Source organism: Mesorhizobium sp. M0166, from assembly GCF_040322255.1.
Classification (GTDB): Bacteria; Pseudomonadota; Alphaproteobacteria; order Rhizobiales; family Rhizobiaceae; genus Mesorhizobium.
On the sequence record NZ_JAMYTD010000003.1, the window covers coordinates 162,559 to 187,057 of the forward strand.

28 protein-coding genes and 1 pseudogene are annotated in these 24,499 nt (G+C 62.2%); 9 read left to right on the top strand and 20 right to left on the bottom strand.

From position 1 onward, the window contains the following. Positions 1–33 precede the first annotated feature (33 nt). The 13 genes from osmF to NKJ46_RS05470 form a co-directional block, all read right to left on the bottom strand. Entirely contained in the window at positions 34–945 is a 912-nt protein-coding gene (gene osmF, locus NKJ46_RS05410) for a glycine betaine ABC transporter substrate-binding protein OsmF (RefSeq protein WP_352662792.1), read from the bottom strand. 159 nt (positions 946–1,104) lie between these two features. Then, positions 1,105–2,322 carry an MFS transporter gene (locus NKJ46_RS05415; protein ID WP_352662795.1) on the bottom strand — a complete coding sequence of 406 codons (1,218 nt, stop codon included), beginning with the start codon at positions 2,320–2,322 and terminating at the stop codon, positions 1,105–1,107. Further along, positions 2,319–2,819 carry a transcription antitermination factor NusB gene (gene nusB / locus NKJ46_RS05420; RefSeq protein WP_352662798.1) on the bottom strand — a complete coding sequence of 167 codons (501 nt, stop codon included), beginning with the start codon at positions 2,817–2,819 and terminating at the stop codon, positions 2,319–2,321. The genes NKJ46_RS05415 and nusB overlap by 4 nt, the downstream gene beginning before the upstream one ends. Beyond that, positions 2,816–3,310 (bottom strand): 6,7-dimethyl-8-ribityllumazine synthase, encoded by a 495-nt coding sequence (ribH, locus tag NKJ46_RS05425; RefSeq protein ID WP_352449305.1) that lies wholly within the window; start codon positions 3,308–3,310, stop codon positions 2,816–2,818. The genes nusB and ribH overlap by 4 nt, the downstream gene beginning before the upstream one ends. Positions 3,311–3,440: 130 nt before the next feature. Continuing rightward, positions 3,441–4,058, bottom strand: coding sequence for a riboflavin synthase (locus NKJ46_RS05430; protein ID WP_352662801.1), 618 nt, complete (start codon positions 4,056–4,058; stop codon positions 3,441–3,443). Between the two features lie 30 nt (positions 4,059–4,088). Then, positions 4,089–5,219, bottom strand: coding sequence for a bifunctional diaminohydroxyphosphoribosylaminopyrimidine deaminase/5-amino-6-(5-phosphoribosylamino)uracil reductase RibD (ribD, locus tag NKJ46_RS05435; RefSeq protein ID WP_352662804.1), 1,131 nt, complete (start codon positions 5,217–5,219; stop codon positions 4,089–4,091). A 2-nt stretch (positions 5,220–5,221) separates the two neighbouring features. Further along, entirely contained in the window at positions 5,222–5,731 is a 510-nt protein-coding gene (gene nrdR / locus NKJ46_RS05440) for a transcriptional regulator NrdR (protein ID WP_292658679.1), read from the bottom strand. Positions 5,732–5,884: 153 nt separating this feature from the next. Then, positions 5,885–6,469, bottom strand: a complete 585-nt coding sequence (locus NKJ46_RS05445) for an invasion associated locus B family protein (RefSeq protein WP_352662808.1) — start codon at positions 6,467–6,469, stop codon at positions 5,885–5,887. Between the two features lie 70 nt (positions 6,470–6,539). After that, positions 6,540–7,853 carry a serine hydroxymethyltransferase gene (glyA, locus tag NKJ46_RS05450; RefSeq protein WP_352662811.1) on the bottom strand — a complete coding sequence of 438 codons (1,314 nt, stop codon included), beginning with the start codon at positions 7,851–7,853 and terminating at the stop codon, positions 6,540–6,542. Positions 7,854–8,150: 297 nt separating this feature from the next. Then, a complete protein-coding gene (locus NKJ46_RS05455; RefSeq protein WP_352662814.1) occupies positions 8,151–9,404 on the bottom strand; it encodes a L,D-transpeptidase family protein in 1,254 nt (417 codons plus the stop codon). Positions 9,405–9,742: 338 nt separating this feature from the next. Then, positions 9,743–10,258 carry a transcriptional regulator LdtR gene (ldtR, locus tag NKJ46_RS05460; protein ID WP_023674486.1) on the bottom strand — a complete coding sequence of 172 codons (516 nt, stop codon included), beginning with the start codon at positions 10,256–10,258 and terminating at the stop codon, positions 9,743–9,745. A 202-nt stretch (positions 10,259–10,460) separates the two neighbouring features. Continuing rightward, positions 10,461–10,883 (bottom strand): DUF6163 family protein, encoded by a 423-nt coding sequence (locus tag NKJ46_RS05465; RefSeq protein ID WP_352662817.1) that lies wholly within the window; start codon positions 10,881–10,883, stop codon positions 10,461–10,463. After that, positions 10,880–11,923, bottom strand: coding sequence for an enoyl-CoA hydratase/isomerase family protein (locus tag NKJ46_RS05470; RefSeq protein ID WP_352662820.1), 1,044 nt, complete (start codon positions 11,921–11,923; stop codon positions 10,880–10,882). Before NKJ46_RS05470 ends, NKJ46_RS05465 begins: the two co-directional genes overlap by 4 nt. 145 nt (positions 11,924–12,068) lie before the next feature. Between NKJ46_RS05470 and NKJ46_RS05475 the strand changes: the two genes are divergently transcribed. The 4 genes from NKJ46_RS05475 to NKJ46_RS05490 all read left to right on the top strand — a co-directional run bounded on the left by NKJ46_RS05475 (position 12,069) and on the right by NKJ46_RS05490 (position 15,787). After that, entirely contained in the window at positions 12,069–12,887 is an 819-nt protein-coding gene (locus NKJ46_RS05475; protein WP_352662823.1) for a DUF2066 domain-containing protein, read from the top strand. A gap of 84 nt (positions 12,888–12,971) precedes the next feature. After that, positions 12,972–14,003 (top strand): porphobilinogen synthase, encoded by a 1,032-nt coding sequence (gene hemB, locus NKJ46_RS05480; RefSeq protein WP_352662826.1) that lies wholly within the window; start codon positions 12,972–12,974, stop codon positions 14,001–14,003. Between the two features lie 9 nt (positions 14,004–14,012). Continuing rightward, positions 14,013–14,957, top strand: coding sequence for a cobaltochelatase CobT-related protein (locus tag NKJ46_RS05485; RefSeq protein WP_352662829.1), 945 nt, complete (start codon positions 14,013–14,015; stop codon positions 14,955–14,957). A 182-nt stretch (positions 14,958–15,139) separates the two neighbouring features. Then, the gene (locus NKJ46_RS05490) at positions 15,140–15,787 is read left to right on the top strand and encodes a dihydrofolate reductase family protein (protein WP_352662832.1); all 648 of its coding nucleotides are present in this window, start codon (positions 15,140–15,142) and stop codon (positions 15,785–15,787) included. Positions 15,788–15,866: 79 nt separating this feature from the next. On the opposite strand, the gene NKJ46_RS05495 is transcribed toward NKJ46_RS05490, so the two are convergent. Both NKJ46_RS05495 and NKJ46_RS05500 read right to left on the bottom strand, forming a co-directional pair. After that, positions 15,867–16,508, bottom strand: coding sequence for an ISAs1 family transposase (locus tag NKJ46_RS05495; RefSeq protein ID WP_352662835.1), 642 nt, complete (start codon positions 16,506–16,508; stop codon positions 15,867–15,869). 288 nt (positions 16,509–16,796) lie between these two features. Continuing rightward, a pseudogene (locus NKJ46_RS05500) lies at positions 16,797–16,901 on the bottom strand (polyphosphate kinase 2); the annotation flags it as partial. A gap of 321 nt (positions 16,902–17,222) precedes the next feature. Between NKJ46_RS05500 and NKJ46_RS05505 the strand changes: the two are divergent. Further along, the gene (locus NKJ46_RS05505; RefSeq protein WP_352662838.1) at positions 17,223–18,266 is read left to right on the top strand and encodes an aldo/keto reductase; all 1,044 of its coding nucleotides are present in this window, start codon (positions 17,223–17,225) and stop codon (positions 18,264–18,266) included. 112 nt (positions 18,267–18,378) lie between these two features. Then, on the top strand, positions 18,379–18,537 hold the full coding sequence (locus NKJ46_RS05510; protein WP_254817539.1) for a hypothetical protein: 159 nt from the start codon (positions 18,379–18,381) through the stop codon (positions 18,535–18,537). Between the two features lie 51 nt (positions 18,538–18,588). Here NKJ46_RS05510 and NKJ46_RS05515 read toward each other — a convergent pair whose 3' ends face one another. Further along, positions 18,589–18,846: a DUF982 domain-containing protein gene (locus NKJ46_RS05515; protein WP_023674477.1), complete on the bottom strand. Its 258-nt coding sequence runs from the start codon at positions 18,844–18,846 to the stop codon at positions 18,589–18,591. A 96-nt stretch (positions 18,847–18,942) separates the two neighbouring features. Next, complete coding sequence (locus NKJ46_RS05520) at positions 18,943–19,605, bottom strand: GntR family transcriptional regulator (RefSeq protein WP_352663357.1); 663 nt, start codon at positions 19,603–19,605, stop codon at positions 18,943–18,945. 198 nt (positions 19,606–19,803) lie between these two features. On the opposite strand from NKJ46_RS05520, the gene NKJ46_RS05525 reads away from it, so the two are divergent. Beyond that, entirely contained in the window at positions 19,804–21,063 is a 1,260-nt protein-coding gene (locus tag NKJ46_RS05525) for a multidrug efflux MFS transporter (protein WP_352662841.1), read from the top strand. A gap of 53 nt (positions 21,064–21,116) precedes the next feature. Next, positions 21,117–21,485, top strand: coding sequence for a DUF423 domain-containing protein (locus NKJ46_RS05530; protein WP_352662844.1), 369 nt, complete (start codon positions 21,117–21,119; stop codon positions 21,483–21,485). A gap of 26 nt (positions 21,486–21,511) precedes the next feature. Here NKJ46_RS05530 and NKJ46_RS05535 read toward each other — a convergent pair whose 3' ends face one another. Next, on the bottom strand, positions 21,512–21,655 hold the full coding sequence (locus tag NKJ46_RS05535) for a hypothetical protein (RefSeq protein ID WP_352662847.1): 144 nt from the start codon (positions 21,653–21,655) through the stop codon (positions 21,512–21,514). 62 nt (positions 21,656–21,717) lie between these two features. Then, positions 21,718–21,861: a hypothetical protein gene (locus NKJ46_RS05540; RefSeq protein WP_352662850.1), complete on the bottom strand. Its 144-nt coding sequence runs from the start codon at positions 21,859–21,861 to the stop codon at positions 21,718–21,720. A 165-nt stretch (positions 21,862–22,026) separates the two neighbouring features. Between NKJ46_RS05540 and NKJ46_RS05545 the strand changes: the two genes are divergently transcribed. Further along, on the top strand, positions 22,027–23,109 hold the full coding sequence (locus NKJ46_RS05545) for a LacI family DNA-binding transcriptional regulator (protein ID WP_352662853.1): 1,083 nt from the start codon (positions 22,027–22,029) through the stop codon (positions 23,107–23,109). A 23-nt stretch (positions 23,110–23,132) separates the two neighbouring features. Here the strand turns inward: NKJ46_RS05545 and NKJ46_RS05550 are convergent, their stop codons facing one another. Then, on the bottom strand, positions 23,133–24,308 hold the full coding sequence (locus NKJ46_RS05550; RefSeq protein WP_352662856.1) for an OpgC family protein: 1,176 nt from the start codon (positions 24,306–24,308) through the stop codon (positions 23,133–23,135). Positions 24,309–24,499: the final 191 nt, after the last annotated feature.

Genomic DNA, 24,499 nt, shown 5'->3' on the forward strand with positions numbered 1-24,499 from the left:
GGCGCACCTCGACAGCGGCGCGCCGGAATTGCCTTACTTCAGGAAGCCGTTCTTCTTCAAAAAGTCCTCAGCGACGCCCTTGACCGGCTCGCCGCCAACCTGCACGCGGCCATTCAACTCCTGCAGCGTGACGAGATCGAGCTTGGCGAAGACCGGCTTCAGCAGCGTCTCGATTTCGGGATGCTCCTTCAGCACCGCCTCGCGGATGATCGGCGCCGGCTGGTAGACCGGCTGCACACCCTTGTTGTCTTCAAGCACGACGAGGCCGGAGGGCGCGATGCCGCCGTCGGTGCCGTAGACCATGGCGGCGTTGGCGCCGTTGGTCTGGTTGGCCGCAGCGGCAATGGTCGCCGCCGTATCGCCGCCCGACAGCGTGATCAACTGGTCCGGTTTCAGCGTGAAGCCATAGGTCTTCTGGAAAGCGGGCAGCGCGGCCGCCGAATTGACGAACTCGGCGGAGGCCGCCAGCACCACCTTGCCGCCGCCCGAGGCGTATTTGCCGAAGTCGGAGAGGGTGACGAGCTTGTTGGTATCGGCGACTTCCTTACGCAGGGCGATCGCCCAGGTATTGTTGGCCGGTGACGGGGATAGCCAGACGATCTTGTTGGCGTCGTAGTCGAGCTTCTTGGCAGTCTCGTAGGCCTTGGCGGCATCTTTCCACACCGGATCGTCGGCCTTCTCGAAGAAGAAGGCGGCGTTGCCGGTGTACTCGGGATAGATGTCGATCTCGCCGGCTGTAATCGCCTTGCGTACCACGGGCGTGCCCCCGAGCTGGATGCGGTCGGTGGTCTGGATATTGTTGGCGTTCAGCACCAGCTGGATGATGTTGCCGAGCACGCCGCCTTCGGTGTCGATCTTCGACGACACCACCACCTGGGCGCTTGCCGAGGCTGCCGTGATGCCGAGCGCCAGTACAGCGCCGGCCAGAACCTTGATTGAAAACATCTCACAAATCCCTTGCTGTGAACCGGAATACGGCTGCCGCATATGAGCATGGCTTCGATGTCACGTCGGGGTACACGGTTTCATAAGAAGGGGGATGGACGCAATAATTTTGTTCGGATGCGAGTGACTCCGCTGTTGCCTCGTCCCGACAGCGTGACGTCAGCTGGCCGCGCGCAAGCCTGTCATCTTCAACACGCCCAGTGCCACGAAGCACAGCGCGACGACCGGGAAAATCATCCAGTTCAGCATCTCCCAGCCCCAGGCATTGTAGACCGCGCCCGACATCAGCGAGGCGAAGGCGACGGAGCCGAACAGGACGAAATCGTGGAACCCCTGGACCTTGCCTTTTTCGGATGGCTGGTAGCTGTCGGCCACCATGGCGGTGGCACCGATGAAGCTGAAGTTCCAGCCAAGGCCGAGCAGGATCAGCGTCGTCCAGAACTGCCACAGTGCCAACCCCGACAGCGCGACTATACCGCAGCCAATGAGCAGCACCAGCCCGATGGCCACGATCCGTTCCGCGCCAAAACGATGGATCAGCGACCCCGTGAAGAAGCTCGGCGCGAACATCGCCATGACGTGCCAGGAAATGCCGAGCGTGGCGTCGTCGGTCGAAAGGCCGCAGCCGACCATGGCCAGCGGCGCGCCGGTCATCACGAAGCTCATCAGTGCGTAGCTGCCGATGGCGCAAAACAACGCCGCGATGAAGCGTGGCCTGGTGACGATTTCTGAGAGCGGCCGGGCGTCGCTGTCGGCGATTTCCACCTTCTCGGTTGCCTTGGCTGGGATGCGCAACAAAGAGAGAATGGCGGCGCCAACCGCCGCCAGCACCAGGATGGACGAAAACGCGCCGGCAAACTTCACCGGCGAGAACAGATCGCCGGTGAAGATGACGATCTGCGGCCCGAGTACGGCGGTGACGATGCCGCCGGCCAGCACGAAGGAGATGGCACGCGCCTTGAATTCCGGCGGCGCATTGTCGGCGGCGGCAAAGCGGAATTGCTGGACAAAGGCACCGCCGATGCCGATTACGGCAAGGCCGAAAGCGAACAGCCAGAAGCTGGCATGGAACAGCGCCAACGTGGCGATCAGGCCGCCAAGCGCTGTCACCGCCGTGCCGGTCATGAAGCCATCGCGCTGGCCGAGCCGGCGGATGATCGCCGCGGCCGGTAAGGAACCGAGCGCCACGCCGACATTGAAACCGGTGATCGGCGCGGTTGCCAGCGACTTGTCAGCATCGAGCAGGTACTGCCCGGCCAATCCACCCATGGAAATGGCGATGGGTGCCGCCGAACCGATGACCGCCTGCGAGGCTGCAAGGATGAAGGCGGTGCGACGCGCTTCCCTGCCCGCCTCAACGGCGACGACGGCAGTCATGGGGCGTCCTTGCCGCGGCCCTCGCCGCGCACCCGGCGCGACACGCGATCAAGCACCGCATTGACCAGTTTCGGCTCGTCTTCCTCGTAAAATGCCTTGGCGATGTCGACATATTCGGAAACGATGACCGCCACCGGCACGTCCTCGCGCTGCATCAGCTCGTAGACGCCGGCGCGCAATATGGCGCGCAATGTGGAATCGAGCCTCGACAGAGGCCAGTCCTCGGTCAGCGCCTGTCGGATGACTGGATCGATGGTCTTCTGGTGCTCGACAACGCCGGCAAGAATGGCGCGGAACCATTGCGCATCGGCTTCGCGATAGAGCGCGCCGTCGACTTCCTTGCCGAGCCTGAACGCCTCGTATTCGGCGGTGATCTCAAACACACCGCTGCCGGCGACGTCCATCTGGTAGAGCGCCTGCACAGCGGCCAGACGGGCAGCACCGCGCTTGTTGGCATGGCGAACCGCAGGCTGGCCGGGCGAAGCGGGTTCGCTCACGTTCGCTCTCCCAGCTGTTCCTTTAGAGCGATCATGGTCAGCGCCGCACGCGCCGCAAAGCCGCCCTTGTCGCCTTCCGAACGCCTGGCCCGTGTCCAGGCCTGTTCGTCGTTTTCCGTGGTCAGGATGCCGTTGCCGATGCAGACCGCATCCTGCACGGACAGGTCCATCAGGGCACGGCTGGATTCATTGGCGACGATATCGAAATGATAAGTGTCGCCGCGGACCACCGTGCCGAGGGCGACGAAGCCGTCATAGTTCGTCCCGCCTTCGGAGGCACCGTCGAGCGCGAAGGAAATCACCGCCGGGATTTCGAGCGAGCCCGGAACAGTGACGACATCGTATGTCGCGCCCGCTTCCTCGAGGGCCTTTGTCGCGCCTTCGAGCAACGCGTCGGCAAGGTCGTCGTGAAAGCGCGCCTCGATGACAAGAAGGTGGGCCTTCTTCTTCGGACGGATGAACGCTTTGCCGTGTTGGGATGTGCCAGCCATAGATGTCTCCGGGGATCGCCGGTGACTTAGGCCGAAGCCGGTTTGATCGCAAGCGGAAGATTGCCGAAGGAACTTTCAAGGCCAACTCGGCGGCGGTCGCATCAGAGAATGGGCTTTATGGACGAGCGCCTCAAAGCCCCTCTTTAGCCGCCTCCACCAGTCGCGCCGCGTAGCGGGCCATGGTGTCGATCTCGAGATTGACCCAGTCGCCGACCTGGCGTCCGCCCCAGGTGGTGACCGTCAGCGAGTGGTGGATCAACAGCACGTCAAAGCGGCTGCCTTCGACCTTGTTGACGGTGAGCGAAGTGCCGTCGAGTGCGACGGAACCCTTGGGGGCGATGAATTTGGCAAGCTCGCGCGGTGCTTCCAGGGTAAAGCGCACGGCATCACCCTCTTCCTTGCGGGCTACGACCTCGGCCATGCCGTCGACATGGCCTGACACAATATGGCCGCCAAGCTCGTCGCCGATCTTCAGCGCTCGCTCCAGGTTGATCCGCGTGCCGGATTTCCAACCCATCGCGGTCGTCAGCCTGAGCGCCTCTTCCCAGGCCTCGACCTCGAACCAGCGTGCGTTGGCGCCACCTTCCGGCAATCCGGTTACCGTCAGGCAGACGCCGCCGCAGGAAATCGAGGCGCCGATGGCAATGGTCTGCGGATCGTAGGCGGTGTCGATACGCAAACCGACGCCTTCCCTGAGCGGCTTCACGGCAGCGACGGTGCCGACATCGGTGACGATTCCAGTGAACATTAGTTTGGCCCCGTGAACATCAGTTCGGTCCTAGATGTCTCTTATCCATTCCGCATATGTATCTTCGCCGAAACGCATGTTGCGCAATTTGCGAAATCCCGGCGGGATATTGCTGGCATCGATCGGCGATGCAATGCCGCCCTCGCCGATCGCGTCCGGCCCCTGAAACAGCACGATACGATCGATCAGTTGTTCGTCGAGGAACGCCTTGGCCACCTTGGCGCCGCCCTCGACCAGGACACTGGCCATGCCGAGCGCCGCCAGATCCTCGAGCAGTTCCGGCAGCGCAATATCGCCTTCATACGTCTCAGTGCCGATGAAGCGAACGCCGGCGCGTTCGAGCGCGGCGCGCCGGTGCGGATCGGCCTCGGCGCAGGCAGCGATATAGAGCGGCACGCGGTCGACGCCGGCGACCAATTTCGAAGTCTCGGGTACCCTGATCTGACGGTCGAGCACGATGCGCGCCGGCGAACGGCTCTCCAGTCCCGGAAGCCTAACCGTCAGCGCCGGATCGTCTTCCAATGCCGTGCCGATGCCGATCAATATGCCATCGGCTTCGGCGCGCATCAGATAGACTTCGCGCCGGGCGATATCGCCGGTGATGGAGACCTGCCCCTCGCCTCTCACGCCGATCTTGTTGTCGCTCGAAAGCGCAAGTTTCAGGATCACTTCCGGGCGTTTGTTCAAAGATCGAATCAAATAGCCGGCCATCTGCTCCGCGGCCTCGGCCGCCAGCACTTTTTCCACCACCTCGACGCCAGCGGCATGCAAGATTGCATAGCCCTTGCCGGAAACACGCGGGTCCGGATCGCTGGCAGCGCCAACCACACGCGTCACGCCGGCACTGACGAGCGCATTGGCGCAAGGCGGCGTGCGGCCGTGATGGGCGCAAGGCTCCAGCGTTACATAGGCGGTGGCGCCGCGCGCCAGTTCGCCGGCCTCCGCCAAAGCCTCGGTCTCGGCATGCGGCCGGCCGCCGACGGCGGTGACGCCGCTGCCGATGATCATCGGCCCGTCGCCGTCATCGCGTACGATCAGCGTGCCGACGGAAGGATTGGTCGAGGTCCGGCCGGCATTCTTGCGCGACAGCCTGAGGGCCGCCGCCATATAGCGGCGATCGAGGACCTCTTGCTCCGCCGTGCTGCGCTCGGACCCAGCCATGCTCAGCCGGCGTCCTCTTCGCTCTTCAGCTCTTCGCCCCTAGGCTCGTCGGTTTTGAGCTCGTCGCCCTTGAGCTCGCCCAACACGTCGTGGAAATCCTTGGCCTCGCGGAAATTGCGGTAGACGGAGGCAAAGCGCACGTAGGCGACATCATCGAGTGACTTCAGTGCCTCCATGACCAGCCGGCCGACTTCGCCGGATGCGACTTCGGTCTCGCCCGAGCTCTCAAGCTGGCGCACGATGCCGGTCACCGCGCGGTCGATGCGCTCGGGATCGACATTGCGCTTGCGTACCGCGATTTCGACCGAGCGCAGCAGCTTGTCGCGGTCGAACGGCACCTTGCGTCCAGACTTCTTCACCACGACGAGGTCGCGCAATTGCACGCGCTCGAAAGTGGTGAAGCGGCCGCCGCAATCTGGGCAGACGCGCCGCCTGCGGATCGCCGCGCCGTCTTCGGCGGGGCGCGAATCCTTCACCTGCGTATCTTCGGACTGGCAGTAGGGACAGCGCATGGAGAGCCTTCGGTTCGCGATTCTCGTGGAGCGAAAGGCTTAGAGGTTTTTGCCACGATGGCAAAGTATGGCCGATGACCGATCGCGCCTCAGAGATAGCGAGGCACGAGCAAAATTGCGAGAGCGGCAATCAGTTGGACGGCAATACGCCAATCAGGGAGCGACGTCGCCGGTCGGGAAGCCGCAGGACGTGCCGAGATAGCGATAGGCCTTGGTGAAGCCGTCCATCGATATGGTCGCGACCGGCTTGTCGGCGAAGCTGACATCGAGGGCGCTGGTGCGGCGCATGGCACGCAGTATGGCAAGCGTGGTCTCGCGTTTGTTGTTCACTATCCACTGGCCGTCGGCGATAAGATGAAAACCAGCCTTGATCTTGTCGTTGACGTCGCGGAACACCGCCGGGATGTTGTCGCCTTTGGGCAACTCACTGTTTTTCACGGCGATGATGAGGCTCGGATAGCCCTCGGGTGGCAGTACGTCGCCATTCGAGATGGCCAGCGTGAGGGTGCCACTGGTCCCGTTAGCGTCGAAAAAGACCGTCGAGGCGGCGCAGGTCTTGCGCACATCCTCGCCGGTGTTGACCTCGTCCACCGTGGTGGACCAACTGCCGAAGGTCTCTGTCTTGGGTGCTGCCGGGGTCGGCTCGGTCTGCGCAAAGGCCGCGCCGAGTAGCTGCGAGGTGGCTAAGGTGAGCAAGGCAGCGCCAACACTGGCGAAACGGAAAATTCGCATCATCATCAAGCGTCTCCGAGATGAAGCCGTGCCCAGTTGATCGGCGCCGTCACAGTTGGGGGAACGACGCCCAGCGTCAACCAAGATACGGGTAAAGCGGAAAACGATCCGTCAATGCCGCCACCTTGGCCTTCACGGTTGCCTCGACGGCCGCGTTGCCCTCGTCGGAATTGGCGACCTTCAGTCCATCGAGCACTTCGGCGATCAGCTTGCCGATCTCGCGGAACTCGGCCTGGCCGAAGCCGCGCGTGGTGCCGGCCGGCGTGCCGAGCCGAACGCCCGAGGTCACGAAAGGCTTTTCCGGGTCGAAGGGGATGCCGTTCTTGTTGCAAGTGATATTGGCGCGGCCAAGGGCAGCCTCGGCGCGCTTGCCGGTGGCGTTCTTGGGGCGCAGGTCGACCAGCATCAGATGGTTGTCGGTGCCGCCGGAGACGATGTCGAGACCGGTTTCCTGCAGACTGGAGGCCAGCGCCTTGGCATTGGCGACGACGCTCTCGGCATAGATCTTGAAGCTCGGCTTCAGCGCCTCACCCAGGGCCACCGCCTTGGCGGCGATGACATGCATCAGCGGGCCGCCCTGCAGGCCAGGGAAGACGGCCGAATTCATCTTCTTGGCAATATCCTCGTCATTGCAAAGGATCATGCCGCCGCGCGGCCCGCGCAGCGATTTGTGCGTCGTGGTGGTGACCACATGGGCATGCGGCAGCGGCGACGGATGCATGCCGCCGGCGACCAGGCCGGCGATGTGGGCCATGTCGACCATCAGATAGGCGCCGATCGAATCGGCGATCTCGCGAAAACGCTTCCAGTCCCAGACACGTGAATAGGCTGTGCCGCCGGCCAGGATCAATTTCGGCCTGGTCTCATGGGCGGTCTTCTCGATTGCGTCCATGTCAAGCAGATGATCGTCCCGGCGCACGCCATAGGAGACGACCTTGAACCATTTGCCGCTCATATTGACCGGCGAGCCATGCGTCAGGTGTCCGCCGGAATTGAGGTCGAGGCCCATGAAGGTATCGCCGGGCTGCAGCAGCGCCAGGAACACCGCCTGGTTCATCTGGCTGCCGGAATTCGGCTGGACGTTGGCGAAGTTGCAGCCGAACAGCTTTTTCGCGCGTTCAATGGCCAGTTCCTCGGCGACGTCGACGAATTGGCAGCCGCCATAGTAGCGCTTGCCCGGATAGCCCTCGGCATATTTGTTGGTCATGATCGACCCCTGTGCCTCGAGCACGGCACGCGAGACGATGTTTTCCGAGGCAATCAGCTCGACCTCGTGGCGCTGGCGGCCGAGTTCGTCGCGGATGGCGCCGAAAATCTCGGGGTCGGCATCGGCAAGCGTGGTTTCGAAAAAGGATTCGAATTTGTTCGACACTGCCGCTGCTGTTGCCATGGGCTGAAATCCTCAAGGTTCGGGGTCTGTCGCGCCATTAACACAGTTGCTTTCGGCCCGCCACGTTTGCAGCGCGAAATTTGCTGGCCGGATTGCGCCAGCACCCTGAAAGCACGTTAATTTCCTCGCCTGCCGGTCGGCAGCAGGGCTTTGGGTGATCTCCTGAACTGCGCCGCATGGTTTGCATATGATCCGTGGCGAACCGATTTTCGGAATCATGCGCAAAGCTCAGAGCCAGTCGGCGACAATAAAAAAAGGCCGCCCTTCCGACGGCCTTTTGCAAATGAACTCAGCTGCTTAGAGCGCGGATGTGATCTGCAACTCGTTGGCTCCGTCGAGGCCGTAAATGTCGTCGCGGAACTGCACCACGCCCGGCCCCGTCGACCAGGCCGAAACGTAGAGAAAATAGACCGGCACCGGATTGGTGACCTGCACCGGCGTGTTCTCCCCGGTCTTGATCGCCGCCTCGAAATGCTGGCGGTCCCAGCCCGGTGTGTCGCGCAGAATCCAGGTGACGAGGTCGCGCACGTTCTGGACCCGCACGCAGCCAGAGGAATCGAAGCGCATCAGCTTGCCGAACAGGCTCTGCTGCGGCGTGTCGTGCATGTAGACGCCGTCCGGGCTGGGGAAATTGATCTTGACCGAGGCCATCGCGTTGCCGGAACCCGGATCCTGGCGGAAGCGGTATTTGGCGGCATCGTCGGTCGACCAGTCGACCGTCATCGGGTCGACCTCGCTGCCGTCCGGCGCAAACAGGCGGATATGGCTGTCCTTGAGATAGTTGGGGTCCTTCCGCATCAGCGGAATGATGTCCTTACGCACGATCGAGACCGGCGCGTTCCAGTACGGATTGACGATGATTTCGTTGATCTTGGAATTGACGATCGGCGTCTGGCGATCGATCTTGCCGACGATTGCGGTGTGGCGCAGCACGACGCGGTCGTTCTCGACAGCCTCAATCTGCGCCGCCGGGATGTCGACCAGCACATAGCGGTTGCCAAGCGTGCCGGCCCGCTCACGCAGCCGCTGCAGATTGGTCTGCAGCTGACCAAGCCGAACCGGCGCCGACACATTCATTGCCGCGAAAGTATATTTGCCCGTGGTTCCGTCGGCCGGCAAGCCGTGACGCAACTGGAAGCGCTTGAGCGCCGAGTCGACGTAAGAATCGAATGCTTCCGAAAGCCCGGCGCTCTGCGCCAGGTCGCCCGATATCATCAAGCGCCTGCGCAGCGGCACCACATCGGGATCCTCGACGCCAAGCTGCAGCTTCTTGGTATCCGGAACCTGCTCCCAGCCGCCTTGCGCGACGATATTCTGATACTGCATGATCGCCTGCTCGGTGAAGGACACCGTCTGCAGGCTGAAGATCGGCAGCGTCGAGGCAACCTTGCCGCCTTCGCTGGCACGCGCATCGAACTGGTCGTCCCAGTTGCCGCGCGCCGAGGATTTCAGGATATCTCCGATCACATCCTGCGCACTGGCGCGGCCGGCGACCATTGCGGCTGCGAGCACGGAGGCTCCTGAAAGGAAGAAACGGCGGCTGGTTCTCATGGACGTTCCAGACATTCTTGCTACAATTCAACCCACCGGGCGGTCTCGCCCGCACTCTAGAGTTGGCTTCTTAACAATTAGCCAACCATGGCCCGCATCACTTCGGTGTAAAACCACATGGGAAGTGACTTGAGCACAGGACAAATGCACGGCTTTGGCCCCAGCATCACCCGCATCTTCGGTTCCATTGGAATATGGCGGCAACGTGGCTGTTGCTCGAATTTGGAGCGGCCGGCCTGACGAAACGGAAAGACCGGTGCTTTTCGGCACCGGCCTTTGGTCTACTCCGCGGCAGCGCTTCCGTGGCGCGGCTTCAGATCTTGCTGCGGCGGATGCGACTACATCCGATAGGCGATGGTATCGTTCCAGAACCGATCCAGCCGCTGCAGGGCGCGGTTCATCTGCTTGAACTCTTCGGTGTTGATGCCGCCGACCTGCTCGATCGAGCCGACATGGCGCTCGTAGAGGCCGGCGACGACTTCCGCCACCTCATTGCCCTTCGGCGTCAGCGAGACCCGCACCGAACGACGGTCGATGCGCGAGCGCTGGTGGTTGATGAAGCCGAGATCGACCAGCTTCTTCAGATTGTAGGAGACATTCGAGCCGAGATAATAGCCGCGCGAGCGCAGTTCGCCGGCGGTCAGCTCCGAATTGCCGATGTTGAACAGGAGCAGCGCCTGGATGGCGTTGATGTCGGAGCGGCCGTTGCGGTCGAATTCGTCCTTGATCACATCAAGCAGACGGCGATGCAGCCGCTCGACCAGCTGCAGCGATTCCATGTACAGCGAACGGATCGCCTCGCGGCGGTCATCGGATACGTTGGCGGTCTTCGCCGCCGGACGCGAATTGATCATTGTCTTTGCCTCTCGTTTGTCGCCCGGTGATTTTTTGTTCTTCACCTTGATCGCGACACTATCGAATACTCATAAAATTCGACTTAAACGCCAAGGCTAACAAGAGCTTACCGGTAAGGGGTTTCGAAAGAGGCTTAACGGACGGTCACCCGAGCAAGGATAATTAACCTAAAGATTTAGCCAACGATCCTGGCCGGAATTGCTATCGCCGGGCTTGCCGCTTCTGGATCCAGATCACCACGCGGAACACTATGTAGAGCAGCGCCACCGCAAGGTGCGAGGCGACGATCAGCGGCCGGTGGCCGAACAGCTCGGGGAAGCCGGCATACATGACGCTCTCGGTCACCGCGCAGATGAACCAGATCACCGGCCCCCAGGACGCCAGCATCCAGAGGCCGGCGGCGGCGAATGGAAAAAACACCGCCAGCACCACCGCCGCCACCTGCCAGTGCACCGGCATCAGGTCGAAGCGCCACAACGGCCCTGGGTAAAAGCCGATCAGCCGGATCCAGTACAAGATGCCAAACAGCAGACAGTAGCCGGCGATAACGCGCTGGAACCAGGCGAAGATGACCTCGATCGTCGAGGGCTGCAGCACCACGCGTCTCGAGGCTGCCTCGCTCACAGCTTCAGTTCCCGTTCGCCGAGCGGTGCGAAATAGGCGTCGACCTCGGCGGCGCTGACGTCATCGATGCTTTCCGGCCGCCATTGCGGCGTTGAGCCCTTATCGATGATAGCGGCGCGGATTCCTTCATAGAAGTCGTGCCCGGCAAGCATGCGGTTGAGGATACGGAACTCCATTTTCATGCACTCGTCCATTGACAACGTCTGCCCGGCGCTGATCTGGCGCCATGCAACATGCAGGCTGGTCGGTGAACGGGTGCGGATGGTGGCCAGCGTCTTTGCCGCGAACTCGTCGGCAGCGGCTGCCCGCTCCAGGCTGGCGACGATATCGGCCAGCGACGGCTGCGCGAAATGCCGGGCGATGGCTTCCAGCGTCGGCCTATCGGTCTCGCGCCTGGCCGGGACGAAGCAGCCGCGCAGCACCGATTCCGGGTCGCCGCTTGCCACCAGCCGGTCGAGAAAGCCGGCCTGGTCCTCCGCCTTGATCGTATGGGTGGCGAGGCCCGACCACAAAGCATCACCGTAGCGGATGCGGTTGCCGGTCAGCGCCAGATACATGCCGAAGCTGCCGCCGAGATCCGGCAACAGATGGCTGGCGCCGACATCCGGGAAAAAACCGATACCGACCTCGGGCATGGCAAACTGCGCGTTCTCGGTCAGCACCCGCTGCGAGCCGTGGAAGGAGATGCCGACGCCGCCGCCCATGACGATGCCGTCGATCAGCGCAAGATAGGGTTTCTTGAAGCGGGCGATGCGGGCGTTCAGCCGGTATTCATCGGCGAAGAAATCGACCGGAGGCTTTCCTGCGCGGCCGGCTTCGTAGATGTGGAGGATGTCGCCGCCCGCCGAAAATGCCCTGCCCTCGGCCTTGACGACGACAACGTCGACGCCGTCGTCGCGCTCCCAACTGCGCAGCGCCTTGTCCAGCGCCTTGACCATGCGGTGGGTTACGGCATTGAGCGCCTGCGGCCGCGTCAGCGTGACGATGCCGGCCCTGCCCAATCTTTCGAAGCGAATCTCGTCGCCTCCGCCAAAATCCATCGCCAGAGAATCCCTCCCGCGCCCCGCCGGGAGTGAAGTGCTAAAGCGTGGCGCATGGCCCCGTCAATGGCGGCGCCCAATCCACTGCTTGGTCGTCGGCATCACCCAGTGCTAATGCTGGCGCTTTGAACCGGAAGGTTGAACCATGCCTTGGTTGCCGCGCCTTGCTGTTGTGGTGATCGGCCTGATCGCTGCGAACACTCCTCCCGTATCGGCCGAAACCGTCGACGAGCTCTATCAATCGCAGACCATCGTTACCGGCCAGGGCGAGGTCAACAGGCAGACCGGTTTCAAGGCCTGCCTCGATGCGGTGCTGGTTCGTGTGTCCGGCGATCAGCGGCTGCCGAAGAGAGCTGAGATGGCGGCGCTGCGCGAGAAGGCCGGCAGCTTCGTTGCCGAATTCCGCTATCGCGACCGCATGGAAGGCATTCCAGTCCATGACGAACAAGGCACCCATGACCGGCCCCATGATCTCACTTGTCTGTACAGGCCTGACGTTATCGATCCGCTGCTTGCCGCGCTTGGCAGCAAACCATGGCTTGGCGAGCGGCCACGCCTGGCAATTTTCCTGGCGGCGGAGCAAGGCACAAGGCAGTTCGCGCCGACCGCCGACGATGAGCGCGGCGCGCCCATGCGGGAATCGTTTGCAAACGCTGCCGATCCGCTGGCCATGCACATTCTCTTTCCCCAAGCATCGCTGTTGTCCGGGCACGACGATCAGACGCTGCGTAGTGCCGATATGGTGACGCTGGACCAGCTTGCCCGAAAGGCCGGTGCCGATCAGGCGCTCGCCGGCAGCCTGATCTGGAGCGACAAGGAGTTGGGCTGGATCGCCGATTGGCGGCTTGCCATGAACGGCAAGGCTTATAAATGGCAAGTGCGCGGTGTCAGCTTCGACGAGGCATTCCGCGTCGCCATGCGGGGTGCTGCGCAGATCCTGTCGGGCAATGGTCAACCAGAATAGCCAACAGTACCGCTGGCACAATCGTGTCGCATTGGTCAGCAGCGGAAGCTCGTGGTAAAAGCCGCCCGATCCGGAGTTTTTGCGATGAACAAATTCACCCCTGCAAAGCCTGCCGGCGCGCGCAGCGTCGACGAGATCACCGGCAGCCGGCGGCTGCGGCGCATGCGCAAGGCCGATTGGTCGCGCCGCCTTGTCCAGGAGAACCGGCTGTCGGTCGACGATCTGATCTGGCCGATCTTCGTCGTCGACGGCAGACAAGTGCGCGAGCCGATCGCCGCCATGCCCGGCGTCTTCCGCCTGTCGCTCGACCTCGCCGTCAAGGAGGCTGAGCGCGCGGCTAAGCTTGGCATTCCGGCGATCGCCACTTTCCCCAATGTCGAGCTCGGCCTGCGCGATCAGACCGGTTCGCACATCCTCGATCCGGAAAACATCATCAACCGTGCCACCCGCGCCATCAAGCACGCAGTGCCGGAGATCGGCATCATCACCGACGCGGCGCTCGATCCGTTCACCTCGCATGGCCACGACGGCATCTTGCGCGAGGGCAATATCGTCAATGATGAGACGGTGGAGCAGGTGACAGCGGCGGCCGTCATCCAGGCGGCGGCGGGGGCCGACATCATTGCCCCCTCGGACATGATGGACGGTCGGATCGGTGCCATCCGCGATGCGCTCGATGCCAATGGGTTTCAAGATGTAGCGATCATGTCCTACGCGACCAAGTTCGCATCCGCATTTTACGGCCCCTACCGCGAGGCAGTCGGCACCGCCGGCCTGCTCAAGGGCGACAAGAAGACCTATTATATCGATCACGCCAATTCCGACGAAGCGGTGCGCGAGGCCGAGCAGGATCTCGCCGAGGGCGCCGACATGCTGATGGTCAAGCCTGGCCTGCCCTATCTCGACATCATCCGCCGGCTGAAGGACGAGTTGCAGATGCCGACCTTCGCCTATCAGGTCTCGGGCGAATATTCGATGATCAAGGCCGCCGCCGCCAATGGCTGGATCGACGGCGAACAGGCGATGCTGGAATCGCTGCTCGCCTTCAAGCGCGCCGGCTGCGACGGGATTCTCACCTACTTTGCGCCCGAAGTGGCGGCGATGCTGAGGGGCTAGCAAACGTTGTTGTGGGGGCTGGGCAAGCATTTCAAAACGGTGTTTGGTCCCAAGCCACGCGGCGACACAGATACGCTTGGGTATCACGCCTATGTCACGCTTTATGACTGGATTGTGCCGAGTTCCAAGCTGTCCAGCGCTATTGGTCGAATCTCGGACAAGCAAAAATCCGCGCTTGACGCCGCATGGATCGAGCTTGAAAGCGGCCTCGCCGGGTGGAAGACGAAGAACCATATCCTGGCGGCGGATATAGCGGCCGAGATCCGAAACAGCCTCTCGGAATCAGACCTCGACGACACCGTCGTTTCTATCCTCCTCGATCAATCCGGCTCGATGCGCGGCCAAAAAATTCTGTACGCGGCTGCATCCGCCGACATTGTTCAGGAATTCCTGAGCACACTGGGCCTCAAGGTCGAACTCTTGGGCTTCACAACGCGCAATTGGCGCGGCGGAGAATCAAGACGCACTTGGAACGAAGATGGCCGGCCCGCCAATCCGGGAAGATTGAACGACCTGCTTCATATCGTCTACAGGGAGGCCGGCGACAAGCGCCAGAGCAGTATGGGCCATGCCCTCAAGCCGATGCTGCGACCCGACCTGCCCAAAGAGAATGTCGATGGTGAAGCCATCGAGTGGGCGGCCGGGCGGCTGCTGCAACGTCCTGAATCCCGTAAAATACTATTTGTCGTATCCGACGGCGCGCCGGTCGACGATGCCACACTTTTAGCAAACAGCCCGCGCTATCTCGACGATCATCTTATTCATGTGGTTCGGCAGCTCGAGAAAGCCGGCCGGGTTGAGTTGCTGGCGGTTGGATTAGGCTTTGACGCAAGCCGCTACTATCGCGTCTCAGCGAATTGCGAGGCTCCCGATCAACTTGCCGGAACCATGCTGACGTTGTTGAAACGTGAGCTTGTCGCCGAGCCCAGAGCGCATAGCAACGACCGTGGCTGACGAGAGGCTAGTTCAATCAGAACCAAGTCAGCCCCATCGTCCCGACCGGCCCTCCATCGGCATTTCCGATGCCATCGTCGTCATTTTACAGATGTGGCAGCAGATACCGCTTGCAAAATGCAATCAGTTAAACTACCCCGATAACTGCTTGCATCTCACAATTGGTTATCGAGGAGGCTCTCATGTCCAAACTTCGCGTCAGCGCTTTCACCCTGTCGATCGACGGCTTCGGCGCCGGTCCCGACCAAGACCTGAAGAACCCGCTGGGTGTTGGCGGGGAAGCCCTGCACGAATGGATGTTCGGCACCCGCACCTTCCGCAAGATGGTCCTCGGCAAGGATGGCGGGACCACGGACACTGACGAGGCGTTCGCGGCGCGCAGCTTCGAAAATGTCGGCGCATGGATCCTGGGCCGCAACATGTTCGGCCCGATCCGCGGCGAATGGCCGGATGACAGCTGGAAAGGCTGGTGGGGTGACAACCCACCCTACCACGTGCCGGTCTTCGTGCTCACGCACCATCCGCGTGATCCCATTGTCATGGAGGGCGGCACGACCTTCTATTTCGTGACCGACGGCATCCACTCAGCGCTGCAAAAGGCGAAAGCAGTGGCTGACGGCAAGGATGTACGGCTGGGCGGTGGCGTTTCTACGATCCGGCAATATCTGAAGGAAAAGCTCATCGACGAGATGCATCTGGCGATCTCACCGGTCCTGCTAGGCGCCGGCGAGAGCCTTTTTGCCGGCATCGACATGCCCAAGCTCGGCTATCGCTGCAGCGAGCAGGTCGCGACGCCGAAGGCCACGCATGTCATCATCGAGCGCGATTAGGACGTAGCGTCGGATTTTTGTCTGCGCTGTTGGCGAAACCCTTGGTGCAGGCCCCTTTCTCCCCGTCACTATACCAGGGCTATCGCATATGAGTGATGGCATTGATGAGATAGTCGTCGTTCCAGGCGCATTTCTTGATGCGATGGCTGATGGGAACTTTGGCAGCATCGGCGGCCTGAAGGATGTTTCTGGCGAGGCGATTGAGAAGGGCTGTGTTGGCGGGAGCATTGTCCTTGCGGGCACGGCTGAGATCCTCATCGAGATGGACATCGAGCATCCAATGCAGGCCGTTCTCGATCTGCCAATGAGCTCTGGTGAGGTCGAGCGCCCGCTGCGCCGATATGAGCGTGGAGGCCATGAACAGGCGCATCAAAGGTCTGGCCTGATCGCGCCGGCTGGTGATGCGGATGAAGGCCTGGTGGCCGGGCATCAGCGGCTCGGCCGTCGCCACGATCTCGGCCTGCCGCCACTCGTTGCGGCCGTGGCTGGTCTCGGTCCGCTCGGCAATGGAAGGGGTGGCGTCGGCCAGTTGCAGGTTGGCACGGCGCAGCCAATGACGACGATTGCCCTTCAGCGCAAGCAGGTAATCGCCACCTCTTTGGGTAATGGCCACAGCCATGCGGGTGTGGCAGTGGAGCGCGTCGGCGGTGACCAATCTGCCCGTAAGATCAATGAGTTCGACGCTCTCAAGGCAGGAAATGGCAGTCGCTCCTTCGCTCAACTGCCTCTCCAAAGAATCCTTTCTCAGCCTAAACTCAACCCCAAAATCGCCATATGCGATTCCCCTGGTCACTATACGGGGAGAAATGCCCGGCAGGACAATGCGGGGCGGCGCAAGCGACCAAAGATTACGCTGCCGGACAATACCACCGATGGCAATATGGTATCAGAATAAGTTCTGTCCATGAACGTTACTAGGACGGGTTCAATTGTCGAGGTTGGCGCTGCCCCTCATCCGCCTGCCGGCACCTTCTCCCCGTATAGTGACGGGGAGAAGGGTACCCCTGCCTCAGTACTTCTCGGGCACATACAGTTCGCGCGGCAGTACCTGGCGCTCGTATTCGGGATTGAAGACGCGCTCCGGCAGTGTGATCTCCTCGTGCGGCACCTCCTCCAGCCAGTCCCTGGCCGGGGAATTCTGTTTTATCTCGGTCATTTGCGCTGCTCCGCTTACAGGCCTTGCCGGCCGCTGTCAGGCGCTCTGCCGCCCGGCCCGGCGGCCGGAAATCGAAGCGCTGGACCGACGTTAGTATAGGCCGGCAATGACGGTTTTATTGCAGCCACTACTGCGCTGGCTGTGCGTTCAATCCGGAAGATGTGATCGAGCTTGCCCTGCGGAACGGGCGACAAGCAGAACGAATTATCCTACAAATACCCGGTTCATTGAGGGCTGTCGTTTGCAACGCCCTTTCCCGATAAATCGTGAGGATAAGACATGGAATACCGCACTCTCGGCCGTTCCGGGCTGAAGGTTTCGACGCTGACCATGGGCACCATGACGTTCGGTGGCGGCGGCGCGTTCTCGGCGGTCGGCAAGACCGACCTCGACGAGGCGCGCCGGATGATCGACCTTTGCATCGATGCCGGCATCAACGTCATCGACACCGCCAACGTTTATTCGAACGGGGTGTCGGAGGAGATCATCGGCGAGGCGCTCGGCGGCAAGCGCAAGGGCGACGTGCTGATCGCCTCCAAGGCGCGCATGCGGATCGGCAAAGGCCCCAACGATGAAGGGTTGTCGCGCTACCATCTGATCCGCGAATGCGAGAGGAGCCTGAAGCGCCTCAGGACCGATGTCATCGACATCTATTTCCTGCACGAGTGGGATGGCCTGACACCGCTAGAGGAAACCACCGCCGCGCTCGACACGTTGGTCGCGCAGGGCAAGGTCCGTTATGTCGGCTGCTCCAATTATTCCGGCTGGCAAGTCATGAAGGGGCTTGGGATCAGCGACCGTCATCACCAGCCTCGCTTCGTCACCCAGCAGATCCATTACACGCTGGAAGCGCGCGAGGCCGAGTATGAATTGTTGCCGATCTCGGTCGACCAGGGGCTCGGCGTGCTGGTCTGGAGCCCGCTTGCCGGCGGGTTGCTGTCCGGCAAATACCACCGTGACCAGCCGACCGCCCGCCAGCTCAGCGGCTGGTCGGAACCGCCGATCCGCGACGAGGACCGGCTGTGGCGGATCGTCGACGTGCTGATCGATATCGGCAACAACCACGGCGTGTCGGCGGCGCAGGTGGCGCTTGCCTGGCTGCTCGGCCGGCCCGCTGTCAGTTCGCTGGTGATCGGCGGACGAACCGAAGCGCATTTCAAAGACAATATCGCCGCTGCAAGCCTGGTGCTTGCTGATGAGGAGCGCACACGGCTCGACGTGGTCAGCAGGCCGCCCGTGCTCTATCCCTACTGGCACCAGCAATTCACGGCAAAGGACCGGTTCGGGCCGGCGGATCTCGTCCTCGACCGGGACGGCGCCTGAAAAGCCGGGCTCTCCGGACAGCGCCGGGATATGGAGCCGATCGTGCCTTGCGGTGTTGTGTTTGCGGTCCAATGCTCCTAGGCAAAGGCCAAGCACAACGAAAGGAAACGATATGGCACGAGCACCGAACTACGGTCAGGAACGCAAGGAACGCGACCGGCAGAAGGCTGCCAAGAAGGCGGAAAAGCAGGCTGCCAAGGTCGCAGCCAAGGAGCGATCGAAGCCCGAGGGCGAGAGCGAGTCCCAAACCAAAACCGAAACGGCAGAGTGACGATATCCGGCCTGTCAGGCGGGCCGGGCCTAGGTTAAGTCCCGCTATGCCTCAGGCGGGCGCCTTGTCGCTGACGAAGACGTTCACTTCACGAGCGGCGGCAATGAAGGCCCGTCTTGCGTTCATGGCCGGCTTGTCGCCGGCCAGCGCATCATGACAGGCTTGCAACGCTTCGCGGTGCTTGGGGCTGCGCTTGCCGGGCCAATTGTTGAGGAGGTAGTCGGAAGCCTCGCGGGCCGTACGCAAGAGCTGATTGCTTCCCGCCGCGCCCTTGACGGTCACGGGTGTGTCAAATCGGTTGTTTTCCATCGCCGCTCTTACGCCATCGGCATTTGCGAAGCGAGACCGAAAGTAGCATTCTTCGCTCATCTGCCCTTTTCGTGATCAATGGCAGCCGATCCTCACTCAAGCGACGACGGCAAACCCCCTGGCGCGGAGGCCACGCCGGTCGTTGCGCAGCGAGGTCACCAGCCGGTCGCGGCTGCCGATGATATGGGCTGAAAGCAGGCGGGCGGCGCTATTGGCATCGCCGACCCGCACCGCCGACAGAATGGCATGGTGTTGGGCCCAGGCACGGTCGAGCGCTGCCTCGTCGCGAACCTCGAGCCAACGGGCGCGCGACAGGCGTGTCATCGCGTCGCGAACCGCTCTGAACAGGAACTCGTTGCCGGATAGACGCGCCAGCTCGATATGAAAATCCATGCCGACGCGATGCCATTCCTCGCGCGGCGTCTTGTCGTCGCAAGAATCGAGCATCGCCTCGATGATTTCGACGGCACTTCTGTCCTGCAAGGCGCAAGTTAGTCTGAGTGCCGCGACCTCGACCGCCTCGCGATAGACAGCGATCTGCTCGAGCTCAGCAAGATTGATGGGCGAGACCGTCCAGCTGCGGCTGTCGCGGCAGATCAAGCCTTCGGTCTCGAGCCGCAGCAATGCAGCCCTGACCGGCGTGCGCGAGGCGCCGAAGCGGCTTTCGACCCAGCGCTCCGTCAGCCGCTCGCCCGGACCGATCTCGAGCCCGAGGATCATCTCGCGAAGCTGCTTTTCGACGTTCTGCATCTGCGACATTGGCGTTCCGTTCAGGTCATTTGTTCCGGCAATCGGGTCACTGGCCAGCGTTGGCCGATCACGCCGGCCCTTGTCGATCATGTTTGAGAGGCCCGCATTGACAGCGACGGGGCTTGCGTTCATGACAGATACCAGCTTGGTATCCCAAATCGGTATCCACAGCAAGTTTTCATGCTAGCTGGCCGGACAGGACATAACATGCCGCAAGACGCCACCCTCGCCATGCAAGGCACGCACAACGTCCACTGGCGTCGCAATCTCGCCGTGTGTTTTGCCGGCTCGTTCAGCACGCTTGTAGCGATGACGCTGCTGTTGCCCTTCCTGCCGCTTTACGTCGAGCAGTTGGGCGCAGAGGGCCACGCGGCGATCGTGCAGTGGTCGGGCATCGCCTACGGCGCCACCTTCCTTGCTGCCGCGCTGGTCGCGCCCCTATGGGGGCGGCTAGGCGACCGCTACGGCCGCAAACTAATGCTGGTGCGCGCCAGTTTCGGCATGGCGCTGTGCATGTCGCTGACCGGCATGGTGCAGACCGTCTGGCAATTGGTGCTCTTGCGCCTGCTGATCGGCTTTGCCGGCGGCTATTCTTCGGGCTCGACCATCCTGGTTGCCATGCAGACGCCGAAGGATCGCTCCGGCTGGGCGCTGGGCGTGCTGTCGGCCGGCATAACCGCCGGTGCCCTGGTCGGTCCGCTGCTCGGCGGCGCGCTGCCGCCGCTGATCGGCATCCGCGCCACATTCCTGCTTGCCGGCGGCGTCATTTTCCTGGCGTTTCTGGCAACCACCTTGCTGATCAAGGAGGCCCCTCGCCCGGTTGCCGCCAAGGCCGCGTCACAAGAAAAAGTGAAAGGCGGCTGGTCGCAGATTCCCGACAAGCGCCCCGTCGTCGCCATGCTGGCGACCGGCATGCTGTTGAGTTTCGCCACCATGTCGATCGAGCCGATCATCACCGTCTATGTCCAGCAGCTCATCGAAGATCAGAGCCAGGTCACGCTGGTCTCCGGCATCGTCATGTCCGCGGCAGCGCTCGGCGCCATCCTATCGGCGTCGCAGCTCGGCAGGCTCGCCGACCGTATCGGCCACTGGAACGTCATCGTTGCCGCACTCGCCGTCTCGGCGTTGCTGCTGGTCCCGCAGGCCTTCGTTACGCAGGGCTGGCAACTCGTCGGCCTGCGTTTCCTGATGGGCCTGGCGCTTGGCGGTCTTTTGCCCTGCATCACCAGCGTCATCCGCCACAATGTGCCCGACGGCGTCGGCGGCAATGTGCTGGGCTTGTCGATCTCGGCGCAATATGTCGGGCAGGTCGCCGGACCATTGCTGGGCGGCTTTGTCGGCGGCCATTTCGGTATGCGCTCGGTGTTTCTCGGCACATCCGTTCTGATGGCGGGCGGAGCGGCCTATAACTGGCTGGTACAGTCGCGCCGCGAACGCGACATGCTAGCGGAAGCCGGTAAATCCTGACACGGTTAGCGGCACTATCTCAGGCGGTCGCCAGGAATCACGGAGACGTGGAAATGAGCACGGATGAACACGCGGCAGGCGGCCGCATTCTGGTTCTTGCGGGCGGCCTGTGCGGCGCAACCGGCGTGGCGTTTTCGGCGGCGGCGGCGCATCTCGGCGGCGCTTTCGTCGGTACGGCCGCGTCCTTCCTGCTCATGCATGCGCCGGTCTTCCTTGCCGTCGGGCTGCTCGGTGGCAATAGCATGCTGCGAACCGGAAGCCTCATCCTCCTCGTCGGGCTTCTGCTGTTCTCGGGTGATCTTCTGGCCCGCGACTTCCTTGGCTCGCGGCTGTTCCCGATGTCGGCGCCGATCGGCGGCACGTTGCTCATCGGCGGCTGGCTGGTGATGGCCGCCTCGGCGCTGGTACGCCCGCGCCCTTGACGCGGCAGCCAGGTTCCCCGGCTCTGTCAGTCTTGGCGACGTTCGGGCCGGACTTGGCCGTCGCGCTTGGTCGTCTTGACTACACGCCGTCGCTCCGGCCGTTCGGTGGCCGGAGAGATGCCCCAATAATTGCGATAGATGTCTTCGAACAGATGCTTGATCGGGTGCATGGCTTATCTCCTCTAGTTTTTTGAATCGATCCAATCAGCGGGCACAAAAAATAGGCCGCCGATCAGCTCCACTTGCGTCCTACGAGGAAACGCAGGTCGCGAATCCACGGACCGGTCCTGTCGCGCCCCTTACGGGCCTCCGCGCTCGAGCGGATGCTCCAGTCGTTCCGGTAAATGTCCTCGAACAGATAATTGACGGGGTGCATGGCACTCTCCTTTTTGTATCGATCCAATCTACGGGTGAACAACGCTCTTGGATCGATTCAAATGATACGCGTCGCACCATAAATGTCAAGCAAAAATTTGAATCGATCCAACGAAAGTGCTACGCAATCGGTGTACTGTCGGACAGGAGTCCTGGAGACAAACAAATGGCATCACTCACCGAAGGCGGCAGGAGACCCATCCGGCTAGCGGACATCGCCAAGGCCGCGGGCGTATCGCACGGCACTGCCTCCAATGTCTTCAGCCGTCCCGAAATCGTGCGCGAGGAAGTTCGCGAGCGGGTCAAGGCGGCGGCCGAGGCGCTGGGCTACGCCGGCCCGGATCCCAAGGGCCGGCTGCTGCGCGCTGGCAAGGTCAATGCAATCGGCGTCGCCACAACCGAGCCGCTGTCCTATTTCTTCGACGACCCCTTTGCCCGCGTGATGATGGCCGGCATTTCGGAAGCCTGCGACGCAACCGGCGCGGGGATAGCCCTCGTGTCGGCTGGCAATGAGGAAAAACTTGCCTGGAATATCCAGAGCGCCCTGGTGGACGGCTTCATCCTGTTCTGCATCGAGGGCGGTCCGCGCCTCGTCGAGCTGACGCGCGAACGAAAGCTCCCGTTCGTCGCGCTCGAGCTCGGCTCGCAGGACGACACGGTCTCGGCGATCAGTATCGACAATGTTGCCGGCGGCCGGCTCGCGGCGCGCCATCTGGCGGAACTTGGACATCGCCGCTTCGCCGTGTTGTCGCTGGCATTCGCCGACGACAGCACCGGTCTTGTCTCGCCCGAGCAGGTCCGGACGGCGTCCTATACCGGGACCCGTGACCGCCTCCTCGGCTATTTCGAAGAGCTTTCCCGGTTTGGTGTCGACACCGCCAAGGTGCCGGTCTACGAGACCGAAAACGACAAGGCGAGCACAAAGGCTGGTCTCGAAACCATCTTCGCCTCGGCGGAGCCGCCGACCGCCATCCTGGCGATGTCGGACCGGATCGCGATGGTGGCATTGGAATGGCTCAGCGCACGGGGCATCGCGGTTCCCCGCGATGTTTCCGTCGTCGGCTTCGACGGCGTGCCTGAAGCCGCAATTTGCGAGCCTCCGCTCACCACCATCGCCCAGCCGATCGCCGAGATCGGCCGCCGGGCAGCGCGAAGAATCCTCGACTTCGACGGCACGGTGCGGCGAGAAACGCTCGATGTCGAACTTGTCGTCAGGGCATCGTCCGGACCGCCGCCAAGTACAGGCTGACTGGGGCAGATCGGCTCCAAATCTCATCTATTGGCCGCCATGGGACCGATGCCAAAGGATGGACGGACAGGCGGCGCCTCGTTGCGGACCGGCTTGCCCTTGCCGGACCAGCCGATGGCGGACAGCCACTCCAGATAGAAGGCGAGCGCGAACTGCATGGCGATGCCGGCGGCGAGCAGGAGACTGTCATAGGCAATGCCGCCCGGGTTGATCAGCTTCATCACCTGCGCCGCCATGGCAATCACCGTGCCGGCAATGAAAACCGGCAGCGAGCGTTTGCCCAATATGGCGAGCGGATTGTCACGACCGGTGCGGAACAGGTTCGAGACGAAAGGCAAGGCGACGACCAGATAGCTCATCGCCAGGATGTGCAGCAGCCGCGGCAACGACAGGAACGTCTTGTCGAAACCGGTCAGCACCACCGGCAGGTCGAGCCATGACACATGCCCCCACAACGGGCTGTGCACCCAGACGAGCGCCGTCAGCACGTAGGCGGCCGCCGCGCCGACCAGCCAGCGATTGACCGGGATGGTGCCGCCGCGCCGCACATGCAACACGCTGGCCATGCCGATATTGAACAGCAATTGCCATGACAACGGATTGAGGAACCAGAACCCAGGCTCCGGATAGTTCGGCGGCGCGATCTGGTAGATTCCGGCAACCAGCCAAAGGGCTGCGGACACGGCAAGCGCAGCCAGTGGCCGATAACTGATGAACAGCAGGAAGGCCGGCGCCATCAACAGCAGCACCGCATAGACCGGCAGTATGTTGTTGTAACCGAGCTGATGGCCGAGCGTGACGATACCGACCAGGACTTGCGGCGGGTTCCTGACGAGCGGCTCAATGTTGATCAGCGTCAGAAGGTCCGGCCGTTTCGCAAACACCGCCGCTGCGCAGAAGATGGCCATGACCACCATCGTCGTGACGATGTGAGTGACATAGAGCACGCCGGCGCGGCGCCACATCTTCAGCGTTGCGACCAGCCGGTTTCCCGGCTGGAATTTGGTACCGTAGGCAAGAGCGACGGACATGCCGGAGATCAGCACGAAGGCCTCGGCCGCATCCGAAAACCCGAAATTCTTATAGGTCAGGGTTTCAAAAACGGTGCCCGGCACGTGGTCGATGAAGATGGTCAGGAGGGCGAGAGCCCGGAACACGTCAATACGCGTATCGCGTTCCGGCGAAACTGGCATGGTCATCGATAAAAGGCCTTAAAGCTGGTTGTTTATGCCTGGCATGCGACCCCTCGGGCGACCACCCGGCGCACACTGCTTCGATCCCTCCCGCGGGGATTATATCGGCAAAGAAACGGACTGAAATGCGCCCGGTTCAATCAACTTTCGCGGAGCTTGAAAATATTTCGTTTTGAAGCCGGCAAATTAAAGAAAGT

What these genes read in the sequence shown, in the direction of transcription:
- osmF (WP_352662792.1), bottom strand. Translation starts at nt 945, where the DNA reads ATGTTTTCAATCAAGGTTCTGGCCGGCGCTGTACTGGCGCTCGGCATC.
- NKJ46_RS05415 (WP_352662795.1), bottom strand. Translation starts at nt 2,322, where the DNA reads ATGACTGCCGTCGTCGCCGTTGAGGCGGGCAGGGAAGCGCGTCGCACC.
- ribH (WP_352449305.1), bottom strand. Translation starts at nt 3,310, where the DNA reads ATGGCTGGCACATCCCAACACGGCAAAGCGTTCATCCGTCCGAAGAAG.
- NKJ46_RS05430 (WP_352662801.1), bottom strand. Translation starts at nt 4,058, where the DNA reads ATGTTCACTGGAATCGTCACCGATGTCGGCACCGTCGCTGCCGTGAAG.
- ribD (WP_352662804.1), bottom strand. Translation starts at nt 5,219, where the DNA reads ATGGCTGGGTCCGAGCGCAGCACGGCGGAGCAAGAGGTCCTCGATCGC.
- nrdR (WP_292658679.1), bottom strand. Translation starts at nt 5,731, where the DNA reads ATGCGCTGTCCCTACTGCCAGTCCGAAGATACGCAGGTGAAGGATTCG.
- NKJ46_RS05445 (WP_352662808.1), bottom strand. Translation starts at nt 6,469, where the DNA reads ATGATGATGCGAATTTTCCGTTTCGCCAGTGTTGGCGCTGCCTTGCTC.
- glyA (WP_352662811.1), bottom strand. Translation starts at nt 7,853, where the DNA reads ATGGCAACAGCAGCGGCAGTGTCGAACAAATTCGAATCCTTTTTCGAA.
- NKJ46_RS05455 (WP_352662814.1), bottom strand. Translation starts at nt 9,404, where the DNA reads ATGAGAACCAGCCGCCGTTTCTTCCTTTCAGGAGCCTCCGTGCTCGCA.
- ldtR (WP_023674486.1), bottom strand. Translation starts at nt 10,258, where the DNA reads ATGATCAATTCGCGTCCGGCGGCGAAGACCGCCAACGTATCCGATGAC.
- NKJ46_RS05470 (WP_352662820.1), bottom strand. Translation starts at nt 11,923, where the DNA reads ATGGATTTTGGCGGAGGCGACGAGATTCGCTTCGAAAGATTGGGCAGG.
- NKJ46_RS05475 (WP_352662823.1), top strand. Translation starts at nt 12,069, where the DNA reads ATGCCTTGGTTGCCGCGCCTTGCTGTTGTGGTGATCGGCCTGATCGCT.
- hemB (WP_352662826.1), top strand. Translation starts at nt 12,972, where the DNA reads ATGAACAAATTCACCCCTGCAAAGCCTGCCGGCGCGCGCAGCGTCGAC.
- NKJ46_RS05490 (WP_352662832.1), top strand. Translation starts at nt 15,140, where the DNA reads ATGTCCAAACTTCGCGTCAGCGCTTTCACCCTGTCGATCGACGGCTTC.
- NKJ46_RS05505 (WP_352662838.1), top strand. Translation starts at nt 17,223, where the DNA reads ATGGAATACCGCACTCTCGGCCGTTCCGGGCTGAAGGTTTCGACGCTG.
- NKJ46_RS05510 (WP_254817539.1), top strand. Translation starts at nt 18,379, where the DNA reads ATGGCACGAGCACCGAACTACGGTCAGGAACGCAAGGAACGCGACCGG.
- NKJ46_RS05515 (WP_023674477.1), bottom strand. Translation starts at nt 18,846, where the DNA reads ATGGAAAACAACCGATTTGACACACCCGTGACCGTCAAGGGCGCGGCG.
- NKJ46_RS05520 (WP_352663357.1), bottom strand. Translation starts at nt 19,605, where the DNA reads ATGTCGCAGATGCAGAACGTCGAAAAGCAGCTTCGCGAGATGATCCTC.
- NKJ46_RS05525 (WP_352662841.1), top strand. Translation starts at nt 19,804, where the DNA reads ATGCCGCAAGACGCCACCCTCGCCATGCAAGGCACGCACAACGTCCAC.
- NKJ46_RS05530 (WP_352662844.1), top strand. Translation starts at nt 21,117, where the DNA reads ATGAGCACGGATGAACACGCGGCAGGCGGCCGCATTCTGGTTCTTGCG.
- NKJ46_RS05535 (WP_352662847.1), bottom strand. Translation starts at nt 21,655, where the DNA reads ATGCACCCGATCAAGCATCTGTTCGAAGACATCTATCGCAATTATTGG.
- NKJ46_RS05540 (WP_352662850.1), bottom strand. Translation starts at nt 21,861, where the DNA reads ATGCACCCCGTCAATTATCTGTTCGAGGACATTTACCGGAACGACTGG.
- NKJ46_RS05545 (WP_352662853.1), top strand. Translation starts at nt 22,027, where the DNA reads ATGGCATCACTCACCGAAGGCGGCAGGAGACCCATCCGGCTAGCGGAC.
- NKJ46_RS05550 (WP_352662856.1), bottom strand. Translation starts at nt 24,308, where the DNA reads ATGACCATGCCAGTTTCGCCGGAACGCGATACGCGTATTGACGTGTTC.